9 protein-coding genes and 1 pseudogene are annotated in these 15,712 nt (G+C 42.4%); 7 read left to right on the forward strand and 3 right to left on the reverse strand.

All coding sequences use genetic code 11. The features are described 5' to 3' along the window. Positions 1 to 3: 3 nt before the first annotated feature. Positions 4 to 2,397 carry an OmpA family protein gene (locus N6H18_RS08570; RefSeq protein WP_262311424.1) on the forward strand — a complete coding sequence of 798 codons (2,394 nt, stop codon included), beginning with the start codon at positions 4 to 6 and terminating at the stop codon, positions 2,395 to 2,397. A 145-nt stretch (positions 2,398 to 2,542) separates the two neighbouring features. On the opposite strand, the gene N6H18_RS08575 is transcribed toward N6H18_RS08570, so the two are convergent. Continuing rightward, positions 2,543 to 7,657 (reverse strand): T9SS type A sorting domain-containing protein, encoded by a 5,115-nt coding sequence (locus N6H18_RS08575; RefSeq protein WP_262311425.1) that lies wholly within the window; start codon positions 7,655 to 7,657, stop codon positions 2,543 to 2,545. 296 nt (positions 7,658 to 7,953) lie between these two features. Here N6H18_RS08575 and N6H18_RS08580 point away from each other — a divergent pair, with 296 nt between their 5' ends. Continuing rightward, positions 7,954 to 8,835, forward strand: a complete 882-nt coding sequence (locus N6H18_RS08580) for a DUF808 domain-containing protein (RefSeq protein ID WP_262311426.1) — start codon at positions 7,954 to 7,956, stop codon at positions 8,833 to 8,835. Between the two features lie 39 nt (positions 8,836 to 8,874). Here N6H18_RS08580 and xerD read toward each other — a convergent pair. Beyond that, positions 8,875 to 9,775, reverse strand: a pseudogene (gene xerD, locus N6H18_RS08585) (site-specific tyrosine recombinase XerD). Positions 9,776 to 9,946: 171 nt separating this feature from the next. On the opposite strand from xerD, the gene aroQ reads away from it, so the two are divergent. From aroQ to N6H18_RS08605, 4 genes are all read left to right on the forward strand, one after another. Further along, positions 9,947 to 10,366 carry a type II 3-dehydroquinate dehydratase gene (gene aroQ, locus N6H18_RS08590; RefSeq protein WP_262311427.1) on the forward strand — a complete coding sequence of 140 codons (420 nt, stop codon included), beginning with the start codon at positions 9,947 to 9,949 and terminating at the stop codon, positions 10,364 to 10,366. Between the two features lie 29 nt (positions 10,367 to 10,395). Beyond that, complete coding sequence (locus tag N6H18_RS08595; protein ID WP_262311428.1) at positions 10,396 to 10,968, forward strand: MarC family protein; 573 nt, start codon at positions 10,396 to 10,398, stop codon at positions 10,966 to 10,968. 97 nt (positions 10,969 to 11,065) lie between these two features. Continuing rightward, complete coding sequence (gene rnhA, locus N6H18_RS08600; RefSeq protein WP_262311429.1) at positions 11,066 to 11,527, forward strand: ribonuclease HI; 462 nt, start codon at positions 11,066 to 11,068, stop codon at positions 11,525 to 11,527. A gap of 16 nt (positions 11,528 to 11,543) precedes the next feature. Next, on the forward strand, positions 11,544 to 12,251 hold the full coding sequence (locus N6H18_RS08605; protein WP_262311430.1) for a tRNA1(Val) (adenine(37)-N6)-methyltransferase: 708 nt from the start codon (positions 11,544 to 11,546) through the stop codon (positions 12,249 to 12,251). 82 nt (positions 12,252 to 12,333) lie between these two features. On the opposite strand, the gene N6H18_RS08610 is transcribed toward N6H18_RS08605, so the two are convergent. After that, entirely contained in the window at positions 12,334 to 14,808 is a 2,475-nt protein-coding gene (locus tag N6H18_RS08610; protein ID WP_262311431.1) for a sodium-translocating pyrophosphatase, read from the reverse strand. Positions 14,809 to 15,080: 272 nt separating this feature from the next. Between N6H18_RS08610 and N6H18_RS08615 the strand changes: the two genes are divergently transcribed. After that, the gene (locus tag N6H18_RS08615; protein ID WP_262311432.1) at positions 15,081 to 15,701 is read left to right on the forward strand and encodes a hypothetical protein; all 621 of its coding nucleotides are present in this window, start codon (positions 15,081 to 15,083) and stop codon (positions 15,699 to 15,701) included. Positions 15,702 to 15,712: the final 11 nt, after the last annotated feature.

A 15,712-nucleotide genomic window follows, 5' to 3' on the forward strand; every position in this document is an offset into this window, starting at 1 on the left:
ACTATGCACAACATCAAAAAAAACATCGCCATATTGATATTTCTCTGTCTTTCTTTTTTGTTGTTTGAAAGCATCGCAATGCCTTTGGCTAGTTTGCAAAAGGAGAGCATGGGAGTTTTGAAACAAAGAGCATATCAACGTACCAAACTACGTGCTGCGTCTTATTACAATGATTTTGCCTATGCCAAAGGGATAGAAATGTATAAAAAGGCATTGACTCATAATCATACGGATGACACTTTGAAAATTGCCATTGCAGACGGTTTTTTTCAGATCCATGAACTTGACAGTTCCGTGTATTGGTACCGTGATGTGATTGATCAAGTAGGATTGGTGTCAGAGGATAGGCATTATATCCAATATGCTGAGGGATTAATCTATCAAGGCGAATATGAAGAAGCTAAGATATGGCTGGACAAATTTGCAGTAGCTAACCCATTGGATAGCAGGGTCAAAGCGAGATTGGATGGGCTCAATCATCAAATGAGCTTCTATAAGGATTCAGCTCTGTACGAAGTGTGGAATGCACCCTTCAATTCGACAGGGTATGATTTTAGTCCTACATTTTATCAAGATGGATTGATGATCGTATCGTCAAGAGAAATAGACCCCGTCACACAGTTTCTAAAACCTAAATACAAATGGGATCAATCTTATTTTCTAAACCTCTTCGAGGTGAGTGCCAATCGTGAGGTCAAAGTTTTTGATAGGAGATTGAAGACAAGCTATCATGAGGGACCTGTGGCATTTTATGATCAGGGAACAAAAGTCATTTTTACCAGAAATAGTTACGAGAAAGGTGAGCTGCGTGTGAATGATAGCAAAGTGCATATACAAAGTGCTAAAATATCAGAAAGTGAGAACGGAGAATTAAAGCTCAAGTTGTTTTACTCAGAACTAATGGACAATGGAAAATGGACGACACCTGTACCTCTCTCAATCAATGATGTCAATGTGTCCTCTGGTCATCCTGCAGTGAGTCCTGATGGACAAAAACTCTATTTTGCTTCAGATCGAGCAGGTAGTTTGGGAGGTACAGATTTGTATGTCTCTACTCAGGTGAATGGTGAATGGGGCCTCCCGGTCAATTTGGGTAAATCTATCAATACCGAAGGCAATGAAATGTTTCCATATATTGATGAAGAGGGAATACTTTATTTTGCATCCAATGGACACATGGGCTTGGGAGGATTGGACATCTTTCAGATCGATATGAGTAAAGATCACGCGAAACCTAAAAATATGGGCTACCCTATGAATACAGTAAGTGATGATTTTGGATTGGCTATACGCTATGATGGTACAGATCAGGTTGGATACTTTTCTTCCAATCGTCCTGGAGGAAAAGGTTTGGATGATATATATGCTTTCTACTACTCCAGAAGTAGTACCAAGGGAGGGAAAGTGGTGGATCTTGTTACAGGTTTGCCACTTGAAGGTGCCGAGGTTACAGTTCTCACAGATGTAGGTGATACATTGGCTGTATTAGCCACAGGGACAGACGGAATTTTTAGTTTCCCATATGACTGGAACGGTTCATACAGAGTAATGGCTGCCAAACCAGACTACTCAAAAGACCTCTTGGAGTTTATACCTTCGGAATTGACCGCAGACAATTTTTTAGAGTTGAGGATTACCAAAGAGTTGTTAGTAGTCAAGGGGGTGGCATATAGAGAACAAAATGGACTCGAACTAGAATCCGTCAGAGTCATTGTTAAAAATGAAAGAACGGGTACAACCTTTGGTATGGTGACGGATACAGATGGTGCTTATTCCTTTTTGGCAGAGCCTAACACTACCTATTCTTTGCTGATGAAAAAGTACCGTTATCTCTCATTCGCGAATTCAGTGACGACAGGACCCGAGCGATCTGGAGAGATTATCAATGATGGTTCATTGACTGAAATAGTGATAGGGAAACCAATCGAATTGAACGAAATACATTTCGATGTAGCAAAATGGGATATTCGTGAAGATGCTGCCAAAGAGTTAGACAAGTTTACCCAAAAGTTGAAGGATAACCCATCTATCATCGTGGAGCTTAGTACACACACTGATAGCCGTGGAGGTGAAAGGTATAACCTGGACTTGTCTGACAAGAGAGCCAAATCATCGGCGGATTATGTTATTCATCATGGCATTTCTGTAGAAAGATTGGTGGGTAGAGGATATGGGGAGTCTAGATTGCTCAATGAATGCAGTGATGGAGTAAGATGTACCGAAGCACAACATCAGAAAAATAGACGAGCAGAATTTAAGGTCACCGGCTTCTTGCCAGAGAAAATGAACGGAGAGGAAATGTCCATCCTATGGATCTTGCCAGATTATGAAGCTGCGAGATTATCTATCGACGAAAGAGAAAACTTGGCTCAAGATCAAATGCAGAGTGCATTGTAAGCAAGCGATTAAGAATATAATAAAATAAAAATCCGACTGGATTATATACAATATTTCAGTTGATTTATAAGAATTAGGGTTAGATAGTTGAAGACCAGAGTTATGAAAACAAAGACGTTGATTTCATGACTCTGGCTTCATTTTTTTAATTTCTTATTACTTTGACAGTAGTTTGTTGATACTCCGTATGCACTGTAATGAGGTATAGTCCTTTGTCCAATGCTTGAAGGTTTATCTGGTTTTGACTCATAACTTCCATTTGTTTTTGACCAGAAATTGAAAACACTTCCAGTTTTTTAATTTCATACTGAGACATGACGCTGATATAGTCATTTGTTGGGTTCGGACTTACTATTATCTGCTGGGGCAAGTTTGTACTGACAGATACGATTTTGGAGTATTCATAGCTACCATCATAATCTACGATTTTTAGTCTGTAATAAACTTCAGTAGGGTTAATTGCATAGTCAGGCCATTCATAGTTTTGAATGCTGTTCGAGTTGTGATGAGAAGTAATCTGACTCAAGCCCTCAAATTTGGTACCGTCGTAGCTTCTTTCGATTTCGAAATAATCTGAATTAACCTCAGAAGAGGTACTCCAACTCAAGTATATGTGGTCACTTTTTCTTATAGCGGTAAAGTCAAGCAATACTACAGGCAAGGGTTCGTCTTCTTGGGCTAAAGTCCACATTGAGAATGTAGTGACATTTGTATTGACACTTCTAGGATCATTTCCAGTTACATCCATTGGGCCAGATTCTTGTGCCCATCCGGTTCCTTCATTTTTGAACAGGCTGATTTGCGTCATGTCTTTGCTGTTGTCAAAATCTGAATGCCAGCAGAAAGTCACAGTTCTACCTGATACAGGTTGATTATCCGCAGTGATATTCCAAAGACTTGCAATAGACGTGTTTCCCATACTACTTACGATTCCATCAGAACCAGTTGTACGAGACATTACTACGTTGCCTAGGTCATCTGTACCTGCATCAATAGTCGTGCAGAATAAGCTGAGGGTACCTGTTCCTACTGCTCTGGGTTGCATTGTGACATGTCCTATGATGTGACTTGTGACACCCTCACTGATGCTAGTTGTAGCACTATTGCTCAAAATCATAGAGCCTGTTTGGATATTAATGTCACCATTGGTCATAGTAACAGTGCCAGTGATCATTAAATCTCCAGAGACATTGAGGGTTTTACTCGTTCCGTTGAGGTGTATATCTTCAAAACTTGGAGTATCTGAAAGAATTACATTTAGATCCTTATTTATGAGGAAACTACCAGTATATGTGCCCCCTTGTACTCTGATAGTTCCGCCTTCTACAACCGTATTGTGACCTTCTTGTTTTCTTGATGTTGAACCAGTCTGTGCGCCAAGGGTACTGAGATAATAATCGTCAGTTGCAGGTTGAAATCCTTTGGTTATCAAATCTGTATCTGTCCCATTCGATAGGTATGGAGTGAAATCATTACCATTGACCCAGGTGTTGATGTCTGTTTCATCTAGGGAATTAAAATAATTCCCTGATAGATTCATGTTGGACCCTGTAGCTATGTTTCCAAATCCGTTTTGGTCGAAGTTGGATTCTGTGATGGTCAGTGAACAATTGATATCTAAGATATTGACTCCTGCAAAACCACTACCTCCAGCCTGTGAACTAGGGTTGGTGAAGAAACAATTAGAAGCAGTGCATGAAGCATAGTTTCTTACGATAATGTTATAACCAGATCCATTGGAGTCATATCCGTTATTTTCGAAGGTACATTGATTGATGTCCAAGTGAGCATTGTTGCCTCTGACAAAGACTGCACGATTTTCATTTTCGTGCAAGTAGCTGTTGCTTAATGTAGCAGTGATCCCTATACCATCATCGTCCGACCCATTATAGGGTCCAGATGATTGAAAATCAGCTATATATATAGCCGAGTAATCAGTGCCAGCATGTTGGGTATCGGCTATATCCAGATTGTCCATTGTGATGATCAAATCATCATTGATCCCTGCGAGACCTGTCACGAAGGCATAAATTCCTGCTTGAGTATCGGGTTGAACCAAATCTGGATCAGGGCCATCGAATGAGTTGATATTTATATTTTGTATAGTGACTTCACTAGGCCCATAGGCACCTCCCTCAGGATCAGCATTGGTGATTTCTATTCCCTTGGTACAGTTTGTAATGTTTCCACCGTCGATTGTGAGAGGATTGGATGGATTATTAGCATTGAATATCAACATACCATAGGAAGCACCACTGATGTCATTGTTGGTCGTGGTAGCAATGGCAGTCCCTGTGATAGGACCAAGACCAATGCCAATTGTTGCGTTGTTGGGACTAAGACCATCACCGGCAGCATCCTCCAAATCGTTGAGCGTGATTTGATTATCTCTGATGACAATACTACCAGTATTTGCTTCTTGAACAATGATGCCAGCAGTCGAAGCATAAATAATATTGTTTTGAAAGTTTAGATTAGTATTACCATAACTGTAAATAGGAGATCTTGTTTCGTTAGTAGGGCTGTTTTCTCCAATTTGGAGTCCGTCTATGGTTACATTACTACTGGTGATATCAATTCCTTGTGGTGTGGGTGTGCTGGTTGGAGCCAAAAGGATAGTTTCTGCTTCTCTTGTTGCAGTTGCAGCTATACCTCGATTGGCACCATTGACTGTGACTGGGTTTGAGATACTTAGATGTTCGACAAAGGTGCCGCTTGATACATTGACAGATCCACCAGAAGACGCCATGTCAATTCCATCCTGAATACTACCTCCTGACGCTACGTTGACCTCATTGGCAGTGACGCCAGAAGTGCTTATATCGGCAGTTAAGGTCACTGAGGTGACGATAGGGTTGTCAGTACCTGTGATAGTCACCTCTTTGCTAATTTCTACTGATTCATCATAAATACCCGCACCTAGATGAATAGTTGACCCTGTCAGTTGGGCTAATGCTAGTCCTGAGGTTAGGGTCTTCTTGGGACTAATTATTGAACCCGAATTACTATCATCTCCAGTACTAGCATTCACATAGACATCCAGCAAGGTCGTGAAATTTGTGCCACCGTCATTGCCAAGTGTGAATAGACCTAAACTAGGATCAATAGGGTTGGGCGAGCCATTTCCAGATACACCAGCGCTACCTCCTACGTTGACCCAAGTTGCCACAGTTTGTAGTTGGACAACCTTTAGTGCGCTTAGATCAGAAATTTGATCTTGATTGCCATAGCTCAGTATCACCTTGTCAACAGCTGTGGTATTAAGTAGGACTAAAGGTGTGGTCAACCAGTAGTTTGTTGGGATTAATTTGTCTACACCATTTAGAAGTATACTTTCAACAAGTGGAGAATCTTCAAAAAAGGTGGCAGTATAGGAGTTTGTAGCATTTTGATCCAATCCTTCAAACACAATCGGACGATAATTATTCAAACCAATAGGAAAGTACAGTTTATTGCCAACTGTAGCACCAGCAACCTCATGTACGAATGTGCCCTGTACAAAAGAGTTGCTATTACCTGGTAATGCAGTGAGACCAGTAAAAATAAGATTGGCTGTTGCATTGATAATTCCGTTTTCGAGAGATAGCCATTCTGTTTCAATAGGAGTCGTAAGGGGGATTGAACCCGCACGGTTGACATATATGCGTTCAAAGGCTCCAGTGGTAAGGAGTCCTGTGAGTGTGCCACTCCCTCCAAGGTATAAACCACCAGTCGTACTACCCGTAATAGATCCGATACCAGTCACATTGCCTTCAATCATCAGATTGTAATCATTTATCAAAATGTTATGAGTGAGATTCAATGCTCCTAATACTGCCATGTCGCTGCCTAAGGTTAAATTTCCACCGTTGATAGTCAGATTTTCGAAAGCTATTCTAGAATCTGAATCCAAAAGACCAGCTCCGGGAGCGACAAAAGTAAGTGCCTTATTAACAGTAGTTGTTCCTGAGATAGTGCCCGTGGGTAAGTTTTGAATTGTGGATGAAGATGCAGCACCTGCGATCGCATCTGCAATTGTTGCATAGCTGTTGTTTAGATTATCAACTATTTCATTAGCTAGTTCATTGGATTGATTGGTTATCGCAGAATTGTAATTTTCTATGTTAGGATCTTCTCCTCCCCAGTAGTTGTTGTCCAGACTCAGTGTGCCAGCCTGCTCGTTGACGAAGCAGTACAATCCGTCATTGGCAAATGAACAGCGATCTATAAATACATTACTCATAGTAATACCAGTATTGTTTTGACCCATTTCTCCCAAACGCAGATCACCAACTAGTCCATCAATCACCACTCCGTCCAATGTCAGGTTGGTCAAGGAGGCAGCTGGGCTGGCATAAGATCCGTCTGTTCGAGCTTTGATGGCGACAGCTGTGCTTCTTCGATTATCCGGTGCTATACCAATGTCATTCGGGCCGATTGCACCACAATCTATGATTTTTGAATTTCGAATTACCAAATTGCTATATGCCTGCCATTTCAAATTAATATCTATACCATTGTTGTATCCATTAGAGACAGATGTACCACTATTGTTTACAGATATATTTTCAAAAGTCGCATTGTTAAGATTTTCAACATAAATTCCTTTGTCGGTATTGTTGTTGAAACTACAATTTCTGAATAGTACGTTAGTCAGATAATTTCCTGCATTGATGGCTGTTGACATTTGAGAATAAAACCCAAACCTTGAATTGTTCATGGAGGTGTTGAGCACCGTAAGATCGCTCACTGATGATCCATTGCTGCTCATATTGACTAGCAAGCCAGTACCAGTAGCTCCGTCAAGATGGCAATTACTTATGAGGATGTTGTTGACGGCAAAAGCATTGCTAATTTCAAGATTGGTTGCATAACCCGAGCTCGATACATTTTTGATTGTCACATACGATGTTTGGATATCAATACCAGGTGATGCCCCTCCTGTTACATTTAGATTTTCAAGAACAATTGCATCGGTTCCACTGATAGCAGCACTTAAATCCAAAGATTGAATAATAGTACCGCTACCCATGCCACTGATGACAACACGTTGACTGATATTGGCTGTCCCGAAAGTACCTTCTGCTAGATTGAGGATGTCGTTGGTGCTAGATTGACTGATGGCATAGTTGATACTTGCACAAGGAGCATGTGGGTCTTCACAGTTGCCACTGTCAGCACCGGCAGGATCTACATATCTGTTGATCTGAGCAAAAGATAGGAAGTTTAATAAGGTCAATATCAGTACGCTTGACCAGAATTTAGTAATGGTAGGTTTCATAAAGGTTGATTATGGTTGTAACATTTTGAAACTATAAGTTACAAAAGGTTAGTGTATTCTCATAGTGTTATTACTTATAACTATATGTGTTTTAACTTATTGCATGTTGAGATAACCATGTATTGGATTGCTGGATACATAAAGAAGTTAGAGGTTTAGGGTAGTACAAAGTGCAATGGGAGGCTCAATTTTTTGAATAGTTTTCTTTATTGAAGAAACTATCATGTTAACTTCATCCATAGATTGGATTTGAAAATTTGTATTCAAATCCTTGCTTACAATTTGAACAATAGAAAATGGCATCAGGTTTTTTTGCATTACTAGACGATATAGCGACACTCATGGATGATATGGCAGTCATGAGCAAAGTGGCTGCCAAGAAGACAGCGGGTATATTGGGAGATGACTTGGCAGTAAATGCCGAAAAGGCTTCTGGGTTTGTTTCTGATCGAGAAATCCCCGTGCTGTGGGCGATCACGAAGGGTTCTTTGTTGAACAAGGTAATTATACTTCCTTTTGCTTTTTTGTTGAGTGCGTTTGTACCCGTTAGCATCACGGTGATTCTGACCCTTGGCGGCATGTACTTGGCCTATGAGGCAGCAGAGAAAATATATGAATACTTTGTGCCACATACCCATACTGTGACGAGGGGGGCGGCTACTCGGCTGACAGAAGCACAAATCCTTGCACTGGAAAAGGGTAAAGTGAAATCCGCGATTGTGACAGATTTCATCTTGTCGGTAGAGATAATCATCATTGCGCTGGGTACAGTGGTGGGCGAGCCGATTGTTAATCAAATCTTGGTGGTGTCTCTCATTGCACTCCTTGCTACAGTGGGGGTTTATGGCATAGTTGCCTTGATCGTTCGGATGGATGAGTTTGGTTATAAGTTGATCGCACTCAATGATCGAGACAACAGCATGTCTGATCGAATTGGTCGCTTGCTTGTGAAGGCTCTGCCTGTAGTGATCAAGAGTCTAGGGTTGATTGGCACCATAGCTTTGATCACCGTATCTGGAGGTATTTTTGTTCACAACATCGATTTCATCCATCATTTGTTCCCAGCATGGCCTTCTCTACTCAAAGAAGTTTTGGCTGGCTTGGTGATAGGGTTGTTGGTTTTTGTGATTGTGTCCTTGGCGAAGAAAGTATTAAAATCAATGAAGATTAAGCCCTAAATAGAGGGGGACATTTGTTGATGTATCAATACAAATAGACTAACTCCGCGGATGAAAATCCTGAATCACTTGTTTCAAGTAATCGCGATCGAGATGAGTATAAATCTCCGTGGTAGTAATGGACTCGTGCCCGAGCATTTCTTGGACTGCACGTAGGTCTGCACCTCCTTCTATCAGGTGGGTAGCAAAAGAGTGACGAAAAGTATGAGGACTAATGTTTTTCGTCATCCCGATGGAGGTAGCGAGATTCTTGATGATGGTGAAAATCATCACACGAGTGAGTTGTGCTCCATGGCGATTGAGAAATACAAAACCCTCATGGCCAGGTTTGATCTTCTAGGTGACATCTCGAATGATCCAGATACAGTTGAATGTGTTTTCGCGCTTCGCGACCAATAGGAACCAATCGCTCTTTGTTGCCTTTTCCCACGACCTTGAGAAATCCAATATCGTCCAAGATGGAATTGAGCTTGAGGTTGATCAACTCTGATACCCTCAGACCAGAGCTGTACAGTGTCTCCAACATGGCACGATTCCTTTGACCTTCGGGTTTGGAATGATCAATAGCCGCCAACAACGCCTCGATTTCCACAAAGCTTAGTGTGTCGGGCAATTTTCTCCCTAGCTTGGGTGCTTCGATTTGTTCGGAAGGGTCTTTTTTTAAGTCGCCTTCGTAAATCAGGTATTTGAAAAAGGCCTTGATGCCAGACACAATTCTGGCTTGTGAAAAGGCCGACATTTCCAGCTCCATGATGTATTCTAGCAGGTCACGGATATCACTATCCTCTACTTCTAGGGGACTTTTTTCGCTCTTTTTCATCTCTAGAAACTGTGCCAGCTTGGTCACATCTTGCACATAGGCCTCTACGGAGTTGGGAGAGAGAGATCGCTCCAGTTGTAGATAAGATTTGAATTGTTGGATGTAGCTATGCCAAGACATGTATTATGATCATTGAAAGCCTACTCAGGGCAGGAAAAGTCAGTTGTCTAAAATCTAGTATCTAACAATCTAGAATCTAGATTGAGTAAATCTCCACAAATTAATACCGATTATACTATTCAGTAAAGTAATTTTGACCGAGATATAAGCTGAATCTTAAATGATATCCCAATGAAGATACTTATTATGAATGGCCCCAATTTGAATTTGCTGGGCAAGCGAGAACCTGAGATCTATGGTAGCCAGACCTTTGAAGAATACTTCGAGGAACTGAAAGGGGCATTCCCTGCTGTGGATTTGGAGTATTTTCAGAGCAACCATGAGGGTTATATGATAGACAAAATTCACGAAGTGGGCTTTGCCTATGATGGGATCATTCTCAATGCGGGTGGTTATACGCATACCTCCGTGGCACTAGCCGATGCGGTCAAAGGAGTAACGACACCTGTGATCGAGGTGCACATCTCCAACATCATGGAGCGCGAGGTGTTTAGACACCATAGTTATTTGACCCCAGTGTGTACGGCACACTTTATCGGTCTAGGACTCAAAGGTTACCAGATGGCTATTGAGCACCTGATTCAGCACTAATCACAACAACACAACAACCCCAAAATGCCATGTTGAATTTCAAAGAAATTTTATCCGTTTCACTTATTCTATTTTCCATCATCGATATCTTGGGGAGTGTCCCTGTGGTATTGGATTTGAGGAAAAAATCAGGTCACATACAGAGTGCCAAAGCGACGATTGTAGCTGGGTTGATTATGGTTTTGTTCTTGTTTCTAGGAGACAAAATTCTTGGACTTTTCGGAATTGATGTAGGCTCATTTGCGATCACTGGAGCCTTGATTATGTTTTTTATTGGGATGGAAATGACGCTTGGGATTCAGCTTTTCAAGCCCGACCCAGACGAAACCAAGAGTAGTTCGATCGTGCCACTGGCTTTTCCTTTGATAGCTGGGCCAGGTACGATGACAGCTTTGATATCTTTGCGTGCGGAGTTTGAGTTGTGGAACATACTGATTGGAATTGTACTCAATCTGATTTTCGTGTACATCGTATTGCAATCTTGTCCTTGGTTGGAGCGGAAAATTGGAAAGGCAGGGTTTAACATCTTGAGAAAAGTTTTCGGGATTATCTTGTTGACCATCGCCATCAAGCTCTTCAAAAATGCCTTGGCAATTTGGTAAATGAATAGAAAGTTGAAATTAAAAAGTTGTCAAGAGAGTCTCTCACTTTTTAATTTTCAAATCTTTCACTTTGTAACTATCAACTTTGAATTGAACTATGATCATTATTTATACAGACGGAGCATCACGAGGCAATCCTGGACCAGGAGGTTTTGGGACAGTGCTACTGGCGCAAGGCCATAGAAAGGAAATCTCTGCGGGTTTTCGCAAAACAACCAACAACCGAATGGAGCTGTTGGCAGTGATTGCTGGGCTTGAAGCACTCAAGGTCGTCAATGCCGAGGTATTGATCTATTCTGATTCCAAGTATGTCGTAGATGCGGTCGAGAAAGGATGGCTCTGGGGCTGGGTCAAAAAGAATTTTAAGGACAAGAAAAACAGAGATCTCTGGGAGCGTTTTATTCCCGTCTACAAGCGCAACAAAGTGAAATTCAAATGGGTCAAGGGTCATGCAGGCAATGTAGAAAATGAGCGCTGTGATGTGCTGGCAGTAGAGGCTGCCTTGGCTCCCAATCTACCAGCAGATGTGGCGTTTGAGGCTGGGATCAATGATTTTTAATTTGAGGTAATCTGCTGTGGCCAATTCCTATTTTCATTTCAAGCAATTTACCGTCTATCAAGAGCGCTGTGCGATGAAAGTAAGTACAGAAGCTTGTGTACTTGGAGCTTGGATTCCGAAGAGTACAGCCAAGCGTATCTTGGATATTGGTGCAGGTACAGGGCTCATTTCGCTCATGCTCGCTCAAAGAACAGATGCACAGATCGATGCAGTAGAGATTGATCCTGATGCAGCAACTCAAGCCACCGACAATTTTGCCAATTCACCTTGGAGGGATAGACTACACCTCATTCCAATCAATATTTTTGAATGGGATACCAAAGCACGTTATGATCTGATTGTCTCCAATCCTCCTTTTTTTACTTCTAGTCTCAAGTCCCCAGAGGCGAAACACAACCTAGCCAAACATGATACAGGTTCTTTTAGCAAGCAGCGTTTTGCGCAATGTCTGAGTCGATTGCTTGCAGACGGAGGAGTGGCATATGTGCTGTATCCAGAGACGGAGGCGGAGGAGTTTTCCAATAGTTGTCAGCAAATTGGGCTCCATACTGCTGAGAGCCTAATCGTCAAAAACCAAGCGAACAAACAGGCAGTATTCAGAGTTATATTGAAAATAGCTCACCAGCCTATCCTAAAGGAATCTCAAACATTGAACATCAGAGATGGCGAAGCATACACCCCCGAGTTCATGGAGTTGTTGAAGAATTATTACCTAAAATTATGACTATACCAAGTGCCTGATAAGACAAACCCCACCCAAATATCAACCTGGATGGGGTTTCGTTTTTCCCGAATGGTTGAAAAGGTTATTTGTTTATCGCATTGATTTGTGCTTCTACTTCGGCTTTTGTCCCTGACACTGTATCAATTTCAACAGTTTTCTGGCCATCGATCATGGATGTTTTTTCTACGATAGCAGTTGTCTGCTCTCCTTCTGTACTCATCATGATTTTAATCTGCTGAGAGCTCTCTTTTTTGCAACATGCTTTTGTACAGCCAGGTTTGCAAGTTTTTTTGGTAGCATCATCATGAGTCATCTCAGCATGGCAACTAGCAGTGCATGGCCCGCTGTGGGTACACATCATCATGCCCGAGGTGTTCATGTCGCCATGTCCTTGGGTGTTTGTCCCGAAGGTCTCTCCCAATATCGGTGCGATTACCAAACCAATCAAACAAGTCAGTTTGATCAGGATGTTCATCGATGGGCCAGAGGTGTCTTTGAATGGATCACCTACTGTGTCGCCAGTGACAGCAGCTTTGTGTGCTTCTGAGCCTTTGTAGGTCATCTCTCCATTGATCATGACACCTGCCTCAAATGATTTTTTGGCATTGTCCCATGCTCCACCTGCATTGTTTTGGAAGATTGCCCATAGTACACCTGACACGCATACGCCCGCCATGTAGGCACCAAGAGCCTCAGGCCCCATGACAAAGCCAACCAAGATCGGGGTGATGATTGTCAATGCACCTGGGAGCATCATTTCTTTCAAGGCTGCTTTGGTAGAGATATCGACACATTTGGCAAACTCAGGTTTGCCTGTGCCTTCCATGATGCCCGGGATCTCTCTGAACTGGCGTCTTACTTCCATCACCATTTCCATGGCGGCTTTTCCTACAGATTTCATCGCTAGGGCTGAGAACACTACAGGAATCATGCCTCCGATAAATAGTGCCGCCAATACATTGGCTTTGAAAATATTGATACCGTCGATACCTGTGAAGGTCACATACGCTGCAAACAAGGCCAAGGCAGTCAACGCCGCAGAAGCAATCGCAAATCCCTTTCCTGTTGCTGCGGTGGTGTTGCCGACTGTGTCGAGGATGTCAGTTCTTTCTCTCACTTCCTTTGGGCATTCGCTCATTTCGGCGATCCCGCCAGCATTGTCTGAGATCGGGCCAAATGCATCGATTGCCAACTGCATCGCAGTGGTAGCCATCATCGCAGAGGCAGCTATTGCCACGCCGTAGAATCCTGCCAACTCATACGAAGACCAAATCGCTACCGCAAATAAAATCACGGATGAGAAAGTGGAAATCATACCTGTAGCCAACCCCGCGATGATGTTGGTTCCAGCACCTGTTGCAGAGCTCTCGACGATACTCAATACCGGTTTCTTGCCTAGGGCAGTATAATATTCCGTGAATGCTGAGATCAAATAACCCACAGTGAGTCCGACCAAAGTAGCATAGAATACGTGTCTGCTCGGAATGTCTCGGACTCCCTCACCAAAAAATGCCATACCTGTGATGGTCTCTGGCAACATCCAATCGATCAAGAACCAACCAGCAGCGGCCGTCAAGAGTATAGAAGTTAAGTTGCCTAGATTGAAGGACTTCTGAACATCCGCTTCTTTGGCATGGTTGTCTTTTACACCGATGAGGAAGGTGCCCAAGATGGATGCGATGATTCCTACTCCTGCAATCATGACTGGCAGCAGGATCGGCCCCATGCCACCAAAGGCATCCAGCACGATACCCGCATCGGCCATATCCTTGATGATGTAGTTGCCTAGCACCATGGATGCCAAAACGGTAGCCACATAGGATCCAAATAGATCGGCTCCCATACCAGCCACGTCACCCACATTGTCTCCGACGTTGTCCGCGATAGTGGCAGGGTTGCGGGGGTCATCTTCTGGGATGCCTGCTTCGACTTTGCCTACTAAATCGGCACCTACGTCAGCTGCCTTGGTGTAGATTCCACCACCTACTCTGGCGAACAAGGCAATGGACTCTGCACCCAACGAAAATCCTGCGAGTGCTTCCAAGACAACCGTCATTTCTGCATAGAATGATGCCTGCCCTGTGATGAATATTTTGATGAAAACAAGGAAAAATAAGGAAAGACCCAAAACGGCTAGACCCGCTACACCGAGTCCCATGACAGTTCCACCACCGAAGGCAACTTTTAGCGCTTTGGGAAGGCTGGTTTTGGCAGCTTCGGTAGTTCTGGCGTTGGCCTCAGTAGCGATACGCATCCCGATGTTGCCCGCTACTGCGGAAAAAACAGCACCTACTACAAAGGCAGGTACGATCATCCAACTGGTGGTCTCTACGACCATGGATATCCCAAATAAAGCAATGGAAGCAATAACTACAAATACAGCCAAGAGCCAGTATTCTGCGGCTAAAAAGGCGAGGGCGCCTTCTTTGATGTTGTTTGAAATTTCTTTCATTTTGGCATCTCCGGCACTTTGTTTTTTGACCCAAGACATCTTGATCATCATGAATACAAGTCCGACAATAGCCAGTGCTATCGGCACATAAATCAAATCACTCATTTGTTCTCCTAGAATAGTGTGTTAAAATTGATTGAATATTGAATAAGGTAAAAAGGGGATTGCGGCCCATTTTTAAGGGTAACAAATATATAAGATCAGACCACAAATAAAAACAAACTACCTGTGAGCCATAGTTTTAGCTCTACATGACATATGTTGTGCTAGAAGGGCCTGCGTTGAAATAAATCGCAATGCACAGCAAACTCTGATTTTTTATGTACTTTAGGAGGAAAATCAAGATCTATCGATTTATACCTTAGTAACATCAAATCATGCGTACATATTCATTCTTTCCTGCGGTAATAGTTATAGGCTTGTCTTTCCTTGCCCTTTTTTTGTACGATTTGAATCACCATTCTGATTTGACTATTGAGAGAGCTACTTCTCCTATTCAGCATTTGGCGAATGCCAGACAGGCGATTTTGGATCGCAAATTCAATACAAGCATACGTGAGATGGATGCTGCCATTATGGATATGAAAATCATTGAATTAAGCGCAGATAGTACTGCCACCAAATTCATCGAAAGGGCTATTCAGGATTTAAAGTTTGTGGAAACCGAAATTCAAAATGACTCTATCAGTCTTCAAGATTTGAATCATGCATATTTCAATGCACTCAACTCTATAGCTTACGCCAATCTGATTATTTCTGAAAAGAATCTGGATAAAGGGGAAAGATATGAGGCGATGAGGTTTATGAATGCGACCATTAAGGAAATGGTGAGTTCGCTCAACTTTGCTGCCAATGAGAGAGACAAGGAAAGAGAAAAAGTAGTAATCGATGACATCAAAGATATCCTGAGTAAAATGAAGGATTCAGAATATGAGTACCGTTTCAATTACGACAGCATCAATAAGGAGGTGCAGGAAATGATAGAAATCTCGAACTAAGCTTTCTCGCT

It is taken from the genome of Reichenbachiella agarivorans (genome assembly GCF_025502585.1).
Classification (GTDB): domain Bacteria; phylum Bacteroidota; class Bacteroidia; order Cytophagales; family Cyclobacteriaceae; genus Reichenbachiella; species Reichenbachiella agarivorans.

Excerpts from the sequence above, each read along its gene's own strand:
- N6H18_RS08570 (WP_262311424.1), top strand. The coding sequence starts at position 4 with ATGCACAACATCAAAAAAAACATCGCCATATTGATATTTCTCTGTCTT.
- N6H18_RS08575 (WP_262311425.1), bottom strand. The coding sequence starts at position 7,657 with ATGAAACCTACCATTACTAAATTCTGGTCAAGCGTACTGATATTGACC.
- N6H18_RS08580 (WP_262311426.1), top strand. The coding sequence starts at position 7,954 with ATGGCATCAGGTTTTTTTGCATTACTAGACGATATAGCGACACTCATG.
- aroQ (WP_262311427.1), top strand. The coding sequence starts at position 9,947 with ATGAAGATACTTATTATGAATGGCCCCAATTTGAATTTGCTGGGCAAG.
- N6H18_RS08595 (WP_262311428.1), top strand. The coding sequence starts at position 10,396 with ATGTTGAATTTCAAAGAAATTTTATCCGTTTCACTTATTCTATTTTCC.
- rnhA (WP_262311429.1), top strand. The coding sequence starts at position 11,066 with ATGATCATTATTTATACAGACGGAGCATCACGAGGCAATCCTGGACCA.
- N6H18_RS08610 (WP_262311431.1), bottom strand. The coding sequence starts at position 14,808 with ATGAGTGATTTGATTTATGTGCCGATAGCACTGGCTATTGTCGGACTT.
- N6H18_RS08615 (WP_262311432.1), top strand. The coding sequence starts at position 15,081 with ATGCGTACATATTCATTCTTTCCTGCGGTAATAGTTATAGGCTTGTCT.